Origin of the sequence: Novosphingobium sp. (assembly GCF_040398825.1) — a bacterium.
Taxonomy (GTDB): domain Bacteria; phylum Pseudomonadota; class Alphaproteobacteria; order Sphingomonadales; family Sphingomonadaceae; genus Novosphingobium.
Window position 1 is genome coordinate 79,895 of record NZ_JBBATI010000013.1, and the last position, 15,262, is coordinate 95,156.

At 63.8% G+C, this 15,262-nt stretch carries 13 protein-coding genes and 1 tRNA gene (1 of these 14 only partly in view); 9 read left to right on the top strand and 5 right to left on the bottom strand.

The genetic code is table 11. The features are described 5' to 3' along the window. Positions 1 to 287 precede the first annotated feature (287 nt). Complete coding sequence (locus ABWP89_RS08785) at positions 288 to 611, top strand: YbjQ family protein (protein ID WP_353228687.1); 324 nt, start codon at positions 288 to 290, stop codon at positions 609 to 611. Positions 612 to 614: 3 nt separating this feature from the next. Further along, positions 615 to 917, top strand: coding sequence for a hypothetical protein (locus ABWP89_RS08790; protein ID WP_353228689.1), 303 nt, complete (start codon positions 615 to 617; stop codon positions 915 to 917). Here the strand turns inward: ABWP89_RS08790 and mfd are convergent. The 3 genes from mfd to ABWP89_RS08805 all read right to left on the bottom strand — a co-directional run bounded on the left by mfd (position 914) and on the right by ABWP89_RS08805 (position 5,181). Beyond that, complete coding sequence (gene mfd / locus ABWP89_RS08795) at positions 914 to 4,426, bottom strand: transcription-repair coupling factor (RefSeq protein ID WP_353228691.1); 3,513 nt, start codon at positions 4,424 to 4,426, stop codon at positions 914 to 916. The two genes, ABWP89_RS08790 and mfd, sit on opposite strands and share 4 nt — an antisense overlap. A 29-nt stretch (positions 4,427 to 4,455) precedes the next feature. Then, on the bottom strand, positions 4,456 to 4,734 hold the full coding sequence (locus ABWP89_RS08800) for an FAD assembly factor SdhE (protein WP_353228692.1): 279 nt from the start codon (positions 4,732 to 4,734) through the stop codon (positions 4,456 to 4,458). Between the two features lie 69 nt (positions 4,735 to 4,803). Then, positions 4,804 to 5,181 carry a baeRF12 domain-containing protein gene (locus tag ABWP89_RS08805; protein ID WP_353228694.1) on the bottom strand — a complete coding sequence of 126 codons (378 nt, stop codon included), beginning with the start codon at positions 5,179 to 5,181 and terminating at the stop codon, positions 4,804 to 4,806. 163 nt (positions 5,182 to 5,344) lie between these two features. Here ABWP89_RS08805 and recG point away from each other — a divergent pair, with 163 nt between their 5' ends. From recG to ABWP89_RS08825, 4 genes are all read left to right on the top strand, one after another. Further along, on the top strand, positions 5,345 to 7,402 hold the full coding sequence (recG, locus tag ABWP89_RS08810; RefSeq protein WP_353228707.1) for an ATP-dependent DNA helicase RecG: 2,058 nt from the start codon (positions 5,345 to 5,347) through the stop codon (positions 7,400 to 7,402). Between the two features lie 43 nt (positions 7,403 to 7,445). After that, positions 7,446 to 8,141, top strand: a complete 696-nt coding sequence (locus tag ABWP89_RS08815) for a hypothetical protein (protein ID WP_353228695.1) — start codon at positions 7,446 to 7,448, stop codon at positions 8,139 to 8,141. Between the two features lie 52 nt (positions 8,142 to 8,193). Next, positions 8,194 to 8,631, top strand: a complete 438-nt coding sequence (locus tag ABWP89_RS08820) for a DUF3429 domain-containing protein (protein ID WP_353228697.1) — start codon at positions 8,194 to 8,196, stop codon at positions 8,629 to 8,631. A gap of 154 nt (positions 8,632 to 8,785) precedes the next feature. Next, positions 8,786 to 11,284 (top strand): TonB-dependent receptor domain-containing protein, encoded by a 2,499-nt coding sequence (locus ABWP89_RS08825; protein WP_353228698.1) that lies wholly within the window; start codon positions 8,786 to 8,788, stop codon positions 11,282 to 11,284. Positions 11,285 to 11,346: 62 nt separating this feature from the next. Here the strand turns inward: ABWP89_RS08825 and ABWP89_RS08830 are convergent, their stop codons facing one another. Next, positions 11,347 to 11,619, bottom strand: a complete 273-nt coding sequence (locus tag ABWP89_RS08830; RefSeq protein ID WP_353228699.1) for a PepSY domain-containing protein — start codon at positions 11,617 to 11,619, stop codon at positions 11,347 to 11,349. Positions 11,620 to 11,818: 199 nt separating this feature from the next. On the opposite strand from ABWP89_RS08830, the gene ABWP89_RS08835 reads away from it, so the two are divergent. The 3 genes from ABWP89_RS08835 to ABWP89_RS08845 all read left to right on the top strand — a co-directional run bounded on the left by ABWP89_RS08835 (position 11,819) and on the right by ABWP89_RS08845 (position 14,976). Continuing rightward, the gene (locus tag ABWP89_RS08835) at positions 11,819 to 12,496 is read left to right on the top strand and encodes a winged helix-turn-helix domain-containing protein (protein ID WP_353228708.1); all 678 of its coding nucleotides are present in this window, start codon (positions 11,819 to 11,821) and stop codon (positions 12,494 to 12,496) included. Beyond that, complete coding sequence (locus ABWP89_RS08840; RefSeq protein ID WP_353228700.1) at positions 12,483 to 13,874, top strand: sensor histidine kinase; 1,392 nt, start codon at positions 12,483 to 12,485, stop codon at positions 13,872 to 13,874. Before ABWP89_RS08835 ends, ABWP89_RS08840 begins: the two co-directional genes overlap by 14 nt. 109 nt (positions 13,875 to 13,983) lie before the next feature. Next, positions 13,984 to 14,976, top strand: coding sequence for a YncE family protein (locus tag ABWP89_RS08845; RefSeq protein ID WP_353228702.1), 993 nt, complete (start codon positions 13,984 to 13,986; stop codon positions 14,974 to 14,976). 265 nt (positions 14,977 to 15,241) lie between these two features. Here the strand turns inward: ABWP89_RS08845 and ABWP89_RS08850 are convergent. Beyond that, positions 15,242 to 15,262: transfer RNA gene (locus tag ABWP89_RS08850), tRNA-Pro, on the bottom strand; it runs 156 nt beyond the window's last position.

The following is a 15,262-nucleotide window of genomic DNA, read 5'->3' on the forward strand; positions in this document are numbered from 1 at the left end:
TCTTCACCGCCTTGCGCACGATTGCCGACAGGCCACGCGTCAGTTGCACCAACGCCTCAGCCCGATCGACAAGTTCGCTCGGATGCGTTGTGGTATCCGCCAGGCTGATCGTGTTTATGGTTACTTCCTGACCATCTGGTTGATAATACGTCGCAATCGGTCACAGGTTTCCAGATCCTACGCGAAGTCCATGGGATGGGCCGTTGCTGCATGGTTGCGCTTGACGTACTCTGTCTTTCACCGTCGCCCGGCTACACCGGGTTGGCCTGGATAAAGGACCGTTGCCCATGCTGGTTGTGACCACTGAAAATGTGCCGGGTTACCGGGTGACCGCGATCAAAGGACAGTGCTTTGGCGTGGTGGTGCGCAGCCGGGGGCTGGCGGGCAATCTGGCCGCTGGTTTGCGATCGATTTTCGGCGGGGAGATCAAGGAATACACTTCGTTGCTGGAAGAGGCGCGGCGCCATGCGGTGGACCGGATGGTGGCCAATGCCCAGGCGATGGGCGCCAATGCCATTGTGATGATGCGCTTTGATTCGTCCGAGATCGGCCAGACGATGAGCGAGATTGTCGCCTATGGCACCGCGGCGACGATTGTCCCGGTCGAATAGGCCATGTTGCGGACCATCGTTATCGTGTTGTCTGCGCTCGTGTTCGGCGTGGTCATGGTCGCCGACTGGATGCTGGGCCGGGTTTGCGTTGCGCCCACCATCGCCACCGGATTGCTGCTGATCGGTGTCGTGTTCGAACGCTATCGTTACCAGCGGCTGCTCGATCGTGCGCCGGGCGCGGGCTGGCAGGCCACGGAGGAGCGATTTATCGACCCGGAAACCGGCAAGACGGTAACGGTGTTCTTTAACGCCGCCACCGGCGAGCGTCGTTACGTTGCGGGGGGCGAGCGGGCCGGCAGCGCCTAGGCGGCCTTTTTCGCGGCCTTGCGCACGATCGCCGACAGGCCGCGCGTCAATTGCACCAGCCCGTTCAGGCGCGCCTCTGGCGTGGTCCACGACCGCTGGATCACCATCTTGCTGTCGGGGCGCAGTTTGGCGACGCCGCCCAGCCGTTCGACATAGGCGATCAGGCCCATCGGATCGGCAAACGTATCGCCGTGGAAACTGACCAGCGCGCCCTTTGCCCCCACGTCGATCTTGCTGATCCCGGCGATGATCGCCTGGCGCTTGACCTCGATCAGCCGCAGCAGGTTTTGCGTGGACGGTGGCAGCGGGCCGAACCGGTCGATCATTTCAGCGGCCAGTGCCTCTACCGCGTCGGGCCCTTCGGCATCGTTCATGCGGCGGTACAGCGCCATGCGCACGGCCAGGTCGGGCACGTAGTCCTCTGGGATCATGATCGGCGCATCGACGGTGATCTGCGGGTTCAGCGCGCCGCGTTCGCGGATCGTGCCGAAATCGCCGGCTTTCGCGGCCAGAATCGCATCCTCCAGCATCGACTGGTACAGTTCGAAACCGACTTCCTTGATATGCCCCGACTGTTCATCGCCCAGCAGGTTGCCCGCGCCGCGCAGATCCAGGTCATGGCTGGCCAGCTGAAACCCGGCGCCCAGCGAATCCAGATCGCTCAACACTTTCAGCCGCTTTTCCGCGATCGGCGCCAGTGATTGGTCTTCGGGATAAGTCAGATAGGCATAGGCGCGCAGCTTGCCGCGCCCGACCCGGCCGCGCAACTGGTACAATTGCGCCAGGCCAAAGCGGTCGGCACGGTGCAGGATGATGGTGTTGGCGCTGGGGATGTCGATCCCGCTTTCAACGATGGTGGTCGACAGCAGCACTTCATAGCGTTTGTCGTAAAACGCCGCCATGCGGTCCTCGACCTCGGTCGGGCTCATCTGGCCGTGCGCTGATACGGCGCGGATTTCGGGCACGTTCAACCGCAGCCATTCTTCCACGTCGGGCATGTCGGCGATGCGCGGCACGACGATGAAACTTTGCCCGCCGCGCTGGTGTTCGCGCATCAGCGCCTCACGCATCACCACATCGTCCCATGGCATGACATAAGTGCGCACGGCCAGCCGGTCGACCGGCGGGGTCTGAATGGTGGACAGTTCGCGCAGGCCCGACATCGCCATCTGCAACGTGCGCGGGATTGGCGTTGCGGTCAGCGTCAGCACGTGGACATCGGCCTTCAGCTCTTTCAGCTTTTCCTTGTGCCCCACGCCAAACCGCTGTTCTTCATCGACAATCACCAGGCCGAGGTGGTGAAATTCGATCGATTTGGACAGCAGCGCATGCGTGCCGATCACCACATCGATGGTGCCGCGCGCAAGCCCGGCGCGGGTTTCGGCGGCTTCCTTGGGCGCGACCAGCCGCGACAGCCGACCGATGTTGAGCGGAAAGCCGGCAAACCGTTCGGTGAACGAGGTGTAGTGCTGGCGCGCCAGCAGCGTGGTGGGCGCGATGACTGCCACTTGTCGCCCGGCCATGGCCGCCACGAACGCGGCGCGCAATGCCACCTCGGTCTTGCCAAACCCGACATCGCCGCACACCAGCCGGTCCATCGGCTTGCCCGATGCCATATCGCCCAGCACATCGCTGATCGCGCGTTCCTGGTCCTCGGTTTCGGTCCACGGAAACCGGTCGACAAACGGCCCCAGGCTGGCATCATCGGCGTCGATCACATCCGCCTCACGCAGCGCGCGCAGGGCGGCCGTCGCCATCAGCTGCCCGGCCATTTCCAGAATGCGTTCGCGCATCCGCGCCTTGCGCCGCTGCCACGCTTCGCCGCCCAGCCGGTCCAGCGCGACACTGTCGTTGTCGTTGCCATAGCGCGACAACACATCCAGATTTTCGACCGGAATATACAGCTTATCGTTGCCGGCATAGGTCAGTTGCACACAGTCGTGCGGGCTGTCGCCCACGCGGATCGGTTCCAGCCCTTCGTAACGTCCGATGCCGTGCTCCATATGCACGACCAGATCGCCGGGGTTGAGCGCCGACAGTTCGGCCAGGAACGCGTCGGCATCCTTGCGCTTGCGTTTGCGGCGCACCAGCCGGTCACCCAGGATATCCTGTTCGGTGATCAGTTCGAGTTCGTCGCTGGCAAAACCGTGGTCGATCGGCAGCACGATCGCGGCAATCTTGCCGGTCGCGGCCAGCCCCAGCGCCTCTTGCCAGGTTTCGGCGAGCACCGGTTTCGCCTTGCTGGCGTTAGTGCCCGCATCGCTCAGCAAACCGGTCAGCCGCGCGCGCGATCCGGTGGAATAGGCGGCCAGCACCGGTTTGCGCCCGCGCGTGGCCAGCGCCGACAGGTGCTTGGCCGCCGCTTCATAGACATTGCTGCCGCTGGTGCGGTCTGGTGTGAAATCGCGCGCGCTGGTGAAACCGAAATCCAGTGTGCGTGCGCTGTCGGGTTCGGCAAAGATCGACATGCGGTGCACCGGCCACGCGGCCATGGCGCGTTCAAATTCAGCGGTATCGAGGTACAGTGCAGCGGCGTCGAGCGGGCGGTATTGCCCGGCCTGCGCCTGCGCCGCCGCCACGCGTGCCTGCTGGTAATCGGCAATGTCCGACAGCCGCGTTTCCACCGCGCTGGCCGCACCTGCGTCGAACAGCACCAGATCATGCGCGCCCAGATGGTCGAACAGCGTGACCATCCGGTCTTCGAACAAGGGCAGCCAGTGTTCCATCCCTGCCAGGCGCCGCCCGTCGCTGACCGCCTGGTACAGCGGATCGCCGGTCGCACTGGCGCCGAATTTTTCGCGGTAACGGCTACGGAAACGCTTGATGCTGGCCTCATCCAGCAGCGCTTCGCTGGCGGGGATCAGCAGGTGGCTGTCCACCGGCTGGATCGATCGTTGCGTGTTGGGATCGAACAGCCGCAGCGTTTCAATCTCGTCGCCAAAGAAATCGAGCCGCAGACCATGGTCCAGCCCGCTGGGGAACAGATCAAACACCCCGCCGCGCGATGCATATTCGCCGGCATCGACCACCGTGTCGGTGCGGTTGTAGCCCAGCCGCTGTAACAGGCCGATCAGGCTATCGCGGTTGATTTCCATGCCCGGCTTCAGCACGCGGGTGGCTTCGCGAATGCGGAACGGGGTCAGCGCGCGCTGCAGCACCGCCGCCACCGTGGTCACCACCAGCTGCGGCCCGGTGCGCGCATTCTGCAGCCGTGCCAGCGCCGCCAGCCGCCGCGCGCTGACCGACAGTGCGGGCGATGCGCGGTCAAACGGCAAGCAATCCCACGCCGGAAATTCCACAACATCCAGTTCCGGCGCAAAGAACGCGGCGGTTTCGGATACGGCGCGCATGGCCGCATCATCGGCGGCGATGAACACCACCCGGCCGGCATCGGCACGCGCCTGCGCCGCACGCGCCAGATCGGCGAGCACGAGTGGCTGGCTGCCGCGCGCCACTTGCGACAAAGTCAGCGGCGCGGTGGCCGAAAGGATGCGGGAAAGATCGGGCATGGTCTGTCTGAAATAAATTCGCGCGCAGCCTAGCGCGGAATGTCCACGTAATCGAGCCGGACCATCGCGTCCATCAGCGGCCCGGCATAGGCGGCCGGCACGGGCAGGGTGCCCAATGCCCAGGCCATGATTTCCACGTCTTCTTCGTCGACCAGCCGTTCAAACCACGCGATGGCGGCATCGTCCCACGCGGCGTGGTGGCGATCAAAGAAACACCCGATCATATAGTCGGCTTCGCGCGTGCCACGGTGCCACGCGCGGAACTTCAGGCGGCGAAGGCGGTGTTGCCGGGGTTGCGCATCTTCCATCCTCGCCGCCTAGGACAAAGCCCGCGCCGCCGCAAGCGAGCGGCGTGCGGCTTTGCCCCAATGGCCGGTTCAGGCGCCCTGCAGCACCGCAACAATTTCGGTTTCATGCCGGCCGATCAGATCCTTGCTCAGCTCCTTGCGAACGACACGTTCGACCGCAGCAGGCAGGTGCCGCCGCAATTCGCCCAGCACGCGCGGCGGCGCGATCAGCACCAGATGATCGACCTGCAGCGCGGTTACCTGATGGTGCAGCCACTCGCCAATTGCGGCGGCATGGCTCGCCTCGGCCAGGCGTTGCCCGGCATGGCCGCTGGCGTGGTGCGGTTCGTTCAGCGCGGGCAGGGGTACTTTGGTCAGCACCGGCACCGCCTCGGTCCCGGCATTGCGCAGCAGGCGCCAATCGTGGCTGTCGGCCAGCACGACAAGTGTTCCATGGGGTATCAGCATGGTGCGGTCTCCCTTTCCATCGCCATTGCAGGTTTGCGGGCACCATTTCTGACGTTGCCGGCGCCGGCGTCCATGCGATGGATCAAATCGGCGGGGATTGCGGCGCGTAAATTCGCCCGTGCTGTTGGCATTGTGCCAGCATGCGCGATATGGCCCCATGGCAATGCGCCCCGATCTGTTGAACCCCCTGTTTGCCGAAACCGCCGGGCTGAAAGGCGTTGGCCCCGGACTGGCGCGCCCGCTGGAGCGACTGGGGCTAACGCGCATCCGCGATCTGGCCTATCATCTGCCCGACCGGTTTGTGTCGCGGCGTGTGGTTGCACGGTTTGATGATGCCGCGGTGGGCGAAAACATCGTTATCGGGGTGACGGTGCGCGAACACCGCGCCAGTTCCGGCCGTGGCCCCTATCGCGTGCTGGTGGAGGATGACGCCGGCGATGTGGTCGCGCTGATCTGGTTTGGCCGCGCGTCCTATACCGCTCGAAAACTGTTGCCTTCGGGCGAGCGGCGCTGGATCGCCGGCCGGCTGGACCAGTTTGGTCAGGTCCGCCAGATCGCGCATCCTGATCATATTGCCGAAGACAGCAGCGCGCTGGCGGGGCAACTGGCGGAACCGGTTTATCCCCTGTCCGAAGGGCTGACCCAGGGGCGGATTGCCGCGCTGGTGGCGCAGGCGCTGGCGCATCTGCCTGCCCTGCCCGAATGGATCGAACCCGGGCTGCTGGCGCAAAAGGGCTGGCCGGCCTGGCGCGATGCGCTGCTGGCCGCGCACAAGGGCAGCGATGCGGCGGTGCGCGACCGGCTGGCCTATGACGAATTGCTGGCCAACAGCCTGGCGCTGATGCTGGTGCGCGCGAGCAACCGCAACCGGCGAGGGGTACCGCTGCATGGCGATGGGCATCTGCGCGCGGCGCTCAATCTGCCCTTTGCACTGACCGGCGCGCAGACGCGTTCCATCGCTGAAATCGAAGGCGACATGGCACAGGGCGCGCCCATGCTGCGGCTGCTGCAGGGCGATGTCGGATCGGGCAAAACCGCGGTGGCGCTGCACGCGATGCTGATTGCGGTGGAAACCGGCGCACAGGCGGCGATGCTGGCGCCGACCGAAATACTGGCGCGCCAGCATGCCGAAACGCTGACGCGGATGCTGGCCGGCACCGGGGTGACCGTGGCGCTGCTGACCGGGCGCGACAAGGGTCGGGCGCGCGAAGCCACGCTGATGGGGCTGCTGGATGGGTCGATCCAGATCCTGGTCGGCACCCACGCGATATTTCAGGACACGGTGGCCTACAAACATCTGGCGCTGGTGGTGATCGATGAACAGCACCGGTTTGGCGTAGGGCAGCGGCTGATGCTGACGCAAAAGGCGCGCACGGTGGCGCATTGCCTGGCGATGACCGCAACGCCGATCCCGCGCACGCTGACGCTGGCGCAATATGGCGAAATGGATGTGTCACGGCTGGATGAAATGCCGCCGGGGCGCCAGCCGATCGACACCCGCGTGGTATCCACCGACCGGCTGGACGAAGTGATCGCGGGCGTCGGTCGGCATCTGGCGGCCGGTGGCCAGGCCTATTGGGTGTGCCCGATGGTGCGCGAACAGGAAACCGCCGATATTGCCGCGGCCGAGGCGCGCCATGCATTGCTGTGCGAACGCTTTGGCGGCGGGGTGGAACTGGTGCACGGACAATTGCGGAGCGACGCCAAGGATGCGGCGATGGAACGCTTTGCGCGCGGCGATGCCGGGCTGCTGGTGGCGACCACGGTGATCGAGGTCGGCGTGGATGTGCCCAACGCCACGCTGATGGTGATCGAACAGGCCGAACGCTTTGGCCTGGCGCAATTGCACCAGTTGCGCGGGCGGGTCGGGCGCGGCACCGGCAAATCGACCTGCCTGCTGCTGCGCGGGGATGCCCTGTCAGAGGTCGGGCGCGAACGGCTGGCGCTGATGCGCGAAACCCAGGACGGTTTTCGCCTGGCCGAAGAAGACCTGCGGCTGCGCGGCGGCGGCGAATTGCTGGGCACGCGGCAATCGGGCGACACGCCGTTTCGCGTCGCGGATTTTGACCAGATCGCCCGGCTGTTGCCGCTCGCGCATGACGATGCGCGGCTGTTGATGGAACGCGACGGCGGGCTGGACAGCGAACGCGGCGAAGCGGCGCGGACTTTGCTGTATTTGTTTGAACGCGATTGGGGCGTGCAATTGCTACGCGGGGGATGATTGGTCACCATGCCGACAGTGGGATCAAGGGGGGAATTGCCGGATGCGATATCTGTTTGCTGCGGCTGCGCTGATGCTGTCGTCCACCGGCCAAGCGGCGGAGCCGGCCGCGTCGCCCGCACAGGCATTTGCCCACGCGTGGCTGGACCGCGATAGCACAACCGCTTTTTCTCGCCTTGCGCTGCACGATAAATTGCAACGCTGCGTCAATCGCGGGCTAGTAGAACAGTCCCGGATCGACGCCGCCCGGCCAAAGCTGGAACTGTACCTGAACACGTTTTTCGACGGGTTCGACAGGGTTGAGGGCCGCGTTGCCGATAAAGCGCAGACCGTGTTGAGTGCCAATGACCTGCGCAGTCTGGCAAAGGCCTTTTCTTCGGCCCCGTTCCGCCGGATGCGCAAGGAAGCGCTGGCCAATATGTCGCAAACCATCGTTCCGGCGGTGCCCGGCTGCGGCGATCAGGGCAAACCGGTGGCCGTGTCCCAACTGGGCGCCAACGTGCTGGCCGGTCTGCGCCCCGCCGAAATTGCCCAGTTCCGGGCGCTGGCAATGTCGCCGCCGTTACAGCATTTTGGCCATGTCATGCCGCAATTGATGGCGGTCATGATGGACGCCTACCGCGACGATGTGGCGCATGCGATGCAGGTGATCGGTGCAAGCCCGGCGGCCGAACAAGCGATGCGGGCAATGCCATCGCCGATCGTGATGGATGCACCCCCGCCGGCACCCAACCCCTGAATTGCCCGTGCGGGCAGGGGGACCGTCAGGCACGGACCGGCTAACGACGGGCATGGACAAACTTTCCGACAACGCCCGTCTGCTTGGTTATGCCGGCATCCTGCCACAGGTGCTGGCGTTTATGGCGGTGCTCAAGGGCGGCCCGGCGGGGTGGAGTGCAGAGGCGCTTGCGTTTGGCTATGCCGCGCTGATTTTCAGTTTTGTGGGCGGGGTATGGTGGGGGCTGGGGCTGGCCGCGCCGCGCACCCCGCGCTGGATATTTGCAGTGGCGGTGCTGCCCAGCCTGATCGCGCTGGCGCTGTGGTTTCCGTGGATGGTGGGTGAAACCTGGCCCGGGCCGGAACTGATTGTGCTGGGCGTGTTGATCGCTGCATCGCCGCTGGTCGATCGCGCAATCGGCTTTGGCCCCGCCGGCTGGATGGCACTGCGCTGGCGGCTGTCGCTGGGGCTGGGCGGGTTCACGCTGGCGATCGGCCTGATGGTCCATTGACTCCTGCCATTCGGCCGGGCCCTGCGCATACCTTTCGTAAAGGATAAGCGCGAATACAGGTATCCCGGCTAACATGGTTAAAATTGCTGTTCGGCTAGGCGGTGTGCTGAAAGAGCGCCCGCCTGCATGGTGCGCGCCCCGATGAGGAGCTGCCATGACATCGACTGCCCGACTTGCTGCGCTTGCCCTGTTGTCTTCGGCATGCTGGGTGCCCACCTGGGCCTGCGCGGCCGATGCGCCGGATGCCGACACCCCGCAGCCGGCCGCCGCAGCGAATGCGCCATCCACCAATGATCCCAACCGCGAAGTGTTTTCAACCGGGGTGGCCAAGGGCCGCGACCGGCTTGACAGCGCCACCTCGACCAGTTCGCTCAAAGCCAGCAGCTATGACAAGTTCGGCCCGCGCCCGTTGGCCGATGTGTTGCGGACGATGCCCGGCCTGCGCGTGGAATCCGCGATTGGTGAAGGCAACGCCAACATCACCGTGCGCGGATTGCCGCTGGCCGCCGGCGGATCGAAATATATGCAGATCGAAGAAGACGGCCTGCCGGTTCTGGAATTCGACGATATTTTCAACGTCGCCGCCGATGTCTATTTGCGCAATGATTTCAACATCGCCCAGATTGAATCGATCCGCGGTGGTTCCGCTTCCACCTTTGCATCGGATTCGCCCGGCGGCGAAATCAACCTGCTGTCAAAGACCGGTGAAACCACCGGCGGGGCGATCCAGACCACTGCCGGGCTGGACTATGCCGACAAGCGCGTTGATTTTGATTACGGCGGCGCGCTGGGCAAGGATATGCGGTTTCACTTCGGTGGTTTTTACCGGTCGGGCGAAGGCCCGCGCCATGTCGGGTTCGACGGGTGGCACGGCGGCCAGTTCAAATTCAACCTGACGCGGCAATTCGCCAATGGCTATATCCGGCTTTACGGGAAATACCTCGACGACCGGTCACCCACGTTCGCACCCCTGCCGGTCAGCCTGACCGGGACGAACACCAATCCGGTCTATGCCAATTTCGCCGGGTTCGACATTCGCCAGGATTCGCTGGTGTCGGGCAATCTGGGCCCGATCGTGACGCTCGATGGTAACAACCTGCCGGCTGCTTATCCGATCGAACAGGGCCAGCACGCTGTGTCAAAGGCCGTGGGGCTGGAGGCGCAGTTTGATGTCGGCGGCTGGACGATCAGCGACCGTATGCGCTATTCGGCCAATTCCGGCGATTTCAGCCGGCCCTTCATCACCAGCCTGAACACCGTGGCCGGGTTGACCACGGCACAGGGCGGGGCGGGGGCCACGGCGCGCTATGCCACCGGGCCCAATGTGGGCCAGCTGGTGCCGGTCGATGCCAATGGCAACGGCTTGCTGGCGCAGATCTATGTGTCACAGACCCGCGCGCCCAGCCTGAACAATTTTACCAACGACCTGCGCGCCAACCGGGTGTGGAAAGTGGGGCAGGGCGACCTGACGGTGACTGCCGGATTGTACACCGCGTTTCAGACGCTGCACACGCAATGGCTGCACACGTCGATGGATGTGGATATCGCGGGCGGGGCGCGGGCGTCGATGGTCAACGTGTTCAACGCCGCCGGTGTCGCGCAGACGCTGAACGGCTATTACGCGTTCAGCCGCAATGGCAGCAATTTCCGCCGCATTTTCGATGTGCAATACGATGTCACCGCGCCCTATGGTTCGGTCAATTACCATATCGGCAAATTGGCGGTGGGCGGTTCGTTGCGCTATGACAGCGGGCGGGTGCGCGGCAATCTGTTTGGCGCCGATCTGGGGGCGGGGCGGATCGGGCTGGAATCCTATGACATCAACGGCGATGGCGTGATTTCAAAGGCTGAAACGCGTGTCGCCGTGCTGCCACTGACCCAGCCCGCGCCGGTGCATTACGACTATGGCTATGTCAGCTATTCGGGCGGCGCCAATTACCGCATTGCCGAAGTGGTGTCGGTATTTGCGCGCTATAGCCGCGGCGCGCGCGCCAATGCCGACAAGATCCTGTTTACCCCGGTGGTCAGCACGATCGATGGCAGCGTGGCCAGCTCTCACGATAAATACGACGAAGTGCGCCAGCTGGAAGGCGGGTTCAAATTCCGCAGGGACGGCCTGACAGTGAATGCCACCGCGTTTAAGGCCACCGCCAACGATCACAACGTGCTGAACGGATCGGCGACGCGCACCAACCGGTCGTACAGCGCAAAAGGCGTCGAACTGGAAGCGGGCTATCACAAGGGCGTGTTCGATGTGATGGCCGGCGCGACCTATACCACCGCAAAGATCGTGCAGGATTTCCTTGATCCCACGCTGAATGGCAACCAGCCGCGGCACCAGCCGGCGTGGAATTTCACGCTGACGCCGGCAGTCAATTTCCGTGTGTGGTCAGTGGGTGCCAGCGTGGTGTCGATCACCAAAAGCTATGCCCAGGATACCAATCTGCTGGTGATGCCGGGCTTCACCACCGTGGATGCTTTCGCGCAAGTACGCCCGTGGCCGCGCGTGGCGATCACGCTGAATGTGCGTAACGCATTCAATGCCACGGGCATCTATGAAGTGTCGCAAAGCACGGTACCCGCCAACGGCCTGGCCTATGCCCGCGCGATCAACGGCCGCAGCGCATCGGCATCGCTGCGGTTCGATTTTTGACGCAATGATCGGGCAGGCTGCGCCGGTGTTCGCATGGGCGAACACCGGCGCGTGTTTGCAGGTCAGTCGGGGTTTTTGCCTTCCTGCTTGTTTTCCAGCACCGCGCCGGTCCTCGCATCGACGCCGACTTCATAGGTTTTGCCCCCACTCCTGATGTCGAACGAATAGCGCAGGCCGGTGCCGCCCGCTTCTTTTTCCAGTTCCTGGTCGGTGATTTTGCCGGGGTGCGCTTTGAGCGCGGTGGCACGGGCAACCGACAGCGTGATCTTTGCCATGGGCGCAAGTTCCGCGCCCTTCATGGCTTTGGCTGTGCCGGCCATGGCGGGTGCGGTCACGACGATGGCTGACAGCAGGGCCAGTCCGACAAATTTGGTTTTCATGAGCACATTCTCCGTTCGGCAAAATGCCTGTAACGGCGCTAGGGCGTGTCGTATGGGTGCGGGGTGAACCCGATGTTGGTTATTTCCAACTTGTGCGGGGTGCCGGCCAGTGGGTTATGTCTGGCAAACGCAACGATTGCCGAAGGTGCCGTTTTTGAAAGTGCTGCTGCTCGAAGACGATGTTGCAACCAGAGACTATCTGGAACGTGCGCTGGTCGGCGCCGGGCACACGGTCGAGGCGTGCACCAATGGCCACGACGCTATCCGGCTGGGTTTGGCCGGCGACCATGCGGTGTTGATACTTGATCGCATGGTGCCCGGCATTGATGGGCTTGGCGTGCTCAAACATCTGCGTGGCGCGGGCATTCGCGTGCCGGCGCTGTTCCTGACTGCGATCGATGGCGTGCATGACCGGGTCGAAGGGCTGGACGCGGGCGCTGATGATTATCTGGTCAAGCCGTTTGCCGCCATTGAGCTGATCGCACGGGTCAATGCGCTGTTGCGCCGGCAGCCGACCGACGATGTGGTGACCATTTTGCGTGTCGCAGATCTGGAGGTCGACCTGATCACCCGTGGGGTCAGCCGCGCCGGTCAAGCGATCGATCTGCAGCCGCAGGAGTTCAAGCTGCTGGAATATCTGATGCGTCATGCCGGAGAGATCGTGACCCGGTCCATGTTGCACGAACATGTCTGGTCGTTTCATTTCGACCCGCAGACCAATGTGATCGAAAGCAATATGAGCCGGCTGCGATCAAAGATCGACCGCGGTTTTGACTTTGACCTGATCCACACCGTGCGCGGGCTGGGCTATCGCTTCGATGCCCATTCCTGACAGATACTGGCTTAACGGTTTCCGCAGTGGGGCGTTCCGCTTTGCCCTGCTGCTGGCGATGGCGTTTGCCGCCAGCGCCACGCTGCTGCTGTTGGTGGTCGAACGCTCTGTTTCGCACTACGCCGAAGAAGCCACCGAAGGCGGCCTGACCAGCGAAGCCGCCATCTTGCAGGCCGAAGATCGCGAACATGGGCGCAATGGTCTGCTGCGTGCGATTGACCTGCACCGGCGCGCCGGCGGCGATGATGCGTTTCAATATCGGCTGATCGACCACGCCGGGCAGATGCTGGTCAACGATTTTGGGTCCAGCCCGGTCAGGCTGGGCTGGGGCTCAGCCGTGGTCCCTGAAGATCGCACCGGGCCCGGGGCAAGGTCGGAAATGTTCAAAAGCCTGGGTGTGCGGTTGGCGGATGGCAGCGTGCTGGTGGTGGCGACCGACACTTATGACATCGACGACCTGCGCAGCCGGCTTGACCGGTTCACCATTCTGGCGGGCATCGGCATCACCGTGTTCGCGCTGGCGGGGGGCTATCTCGCCGGTGGTCTGTTTATGCGGCGGCTCGATCGAGTCAATGCCGCGATCGGGCGGGTCAGGGCAGGCAATGTGGCGGAACGTTTGCCGATGATCGGCATCAGTCCTGAATTCAATCTGTTGTCGTCCAATCTCAATGCGATGCTGGATCAGATCGGGGCGCTGTTGAACGGCTTGCGCCAGGTCACCACCGACATCGCGCATGATCTGCGCACGCCGTTGACCCGGCTTCGCCAGCAGCTTGAAACCATGCGAGAGCATGGCCCGGCGCAGGATTACGGCGCAGGCATCGCCAACGCCATTGCACAAACCGATGAAATTCTGGGAATTTTCCGCGCATTGTTGCGCATTGGCACGCTGGAGGGCGGCGATGGCCGGCAGTATTTCACCACTGTCGAACTGACCGAACTGGCAGACCGTGTGGTCGCCGCTCACCAGCCGGTGGCCGAGGATAAGGGCAAAACACTGTCGTGCGACCATGCGGCGGGCGTGGAGGTGACGGGTGATGCCGAATTGCTGACCCAGATGCTGGTCAACCTGATTGACAATGCCATCCGGCACACGCCAGCGGGCACGCATATCATCAGCCGGATTGAACACATCGATGGCAGGATCGTGGCCACCATCAGCGACGATGGGCCGGGCATTCCCGCCGATGAGCGGGCCAATGTGCTGACCCGGTTTTACCGTCTTGACCGCAGCCGCACGTTGCCGGGCGCCGGCCTTGGCATGGCGATGGCCGCCGCGATCGCGCAGCTGCATCAGGTGCAGCTCGACGTGCTCGACAATCAGCCGGGTCTGCGCATCCGGCTGACCTTTCCGGCAATGCCCGCGTCGGCAGGCTGACCGCAAGTCCCCTTTGCGATCCCGCGGATTGCCAATCCCCAACGTGACAAGCGCCAGTCGCCAGACCAGAACGGGGTCGCCATCATGGAGACCCGCAATGCGCCATCATATGCTTCCTGCCCTGTTTGCCGCCGCTGCCATGCCGCTTGGCGCATGTGCCGCAACTGCCCCTGCCTATTCGGTGACCACGTCGATTGCCGCGCCCGATGGATCGTGGGATTATGCTCAGGCTGATGATGCCGGAAAACGCGTGTTCGTTGCACGTGGCAATTCCGTCACTGTCATCGATGTGGCCAGCGGCGCAGTGTCGTCAATGGGACCGGTGCAACGCGGACATGAAGTCGTACCACTGCCCGGCGGCAAGTTGCTGGTGACCAGCGGCACCGATGGCACCGTGCGGCTGTTCGACCTGGCCACCGGCACCCAGACCGCCAGCATCGCGGTTGGCAAGAAACCCGATGCCGCCATCCTGGATGACGCCAAAACCCATGCCTATGTCATGAACGCGGCCAGTGGCACCGTCTCGGTCATCGATCTGACGACGGCCACCGTAACCAGGACCATCACGGTAAAGCCCGCGCTGGAATATGCCGCGTTTGCCGCAGACGGTATGCTGTACATCAACAACGAAGATGCCAACGAGATCGAAACCGTCGATGTGGCGGCCGGGGTTGCGGGCAAGCCGATCGCCCTGCCGGGCTGCACGTCGCCATCGGGACTCGCCTATGACAAGCCGGGCAACCGCCTGATTTCGGCCTGCGCCAATGGCAAGGCGGCGATCGTCGATGTGGGTAAACGCGCGCTGGCCGCGCTGATCGATATCGGGATCGGGCCGGATGCGGTCATTCTGGATGCGCCACGCGGGCTGGCCTTCATTCCATGCGGACGCGATGGCGTGCTCGACATCCTGTCGCTGTCGGGCGCAAGTGTCACGCATGTCGGAACGGTAAAGACCGAGCCCGGCGCGCGAACCGGGGCGATCGACCCGGTCACTGGCACGCTGTACCTGCCCACAGCAAAGTTTGGCCCGCCTGCCACGCCCGCAGGCCGCCCGGCAATGATCCCCGGCAGTTTTCATATCGTGGTCGTGCGCCGGTCTTGATCGGTTGCACAGCGGTAGACCGTAACCGTGCATCGCGCGTTGCCCTGTGCATCGTGCGATGCATGCCGCGCACAGCGCGATATCAAGCGAATGCAGGGGAAAAGAACTGGTTGGGGAGAGAGGATTCGAACCTCCGGCCCCCCGTCGCGCACAGCGCGACATCAAACAAACGCAGGGGAAAAGAACTGGTCGGGGAGAGAGGATTCGAACCTCCGGCCCCCCGTCGCGCATAGCGCGACATCAAACAAACGCAGGGGAAAAGAACTGGTCGGGGAGAGAGGATTCG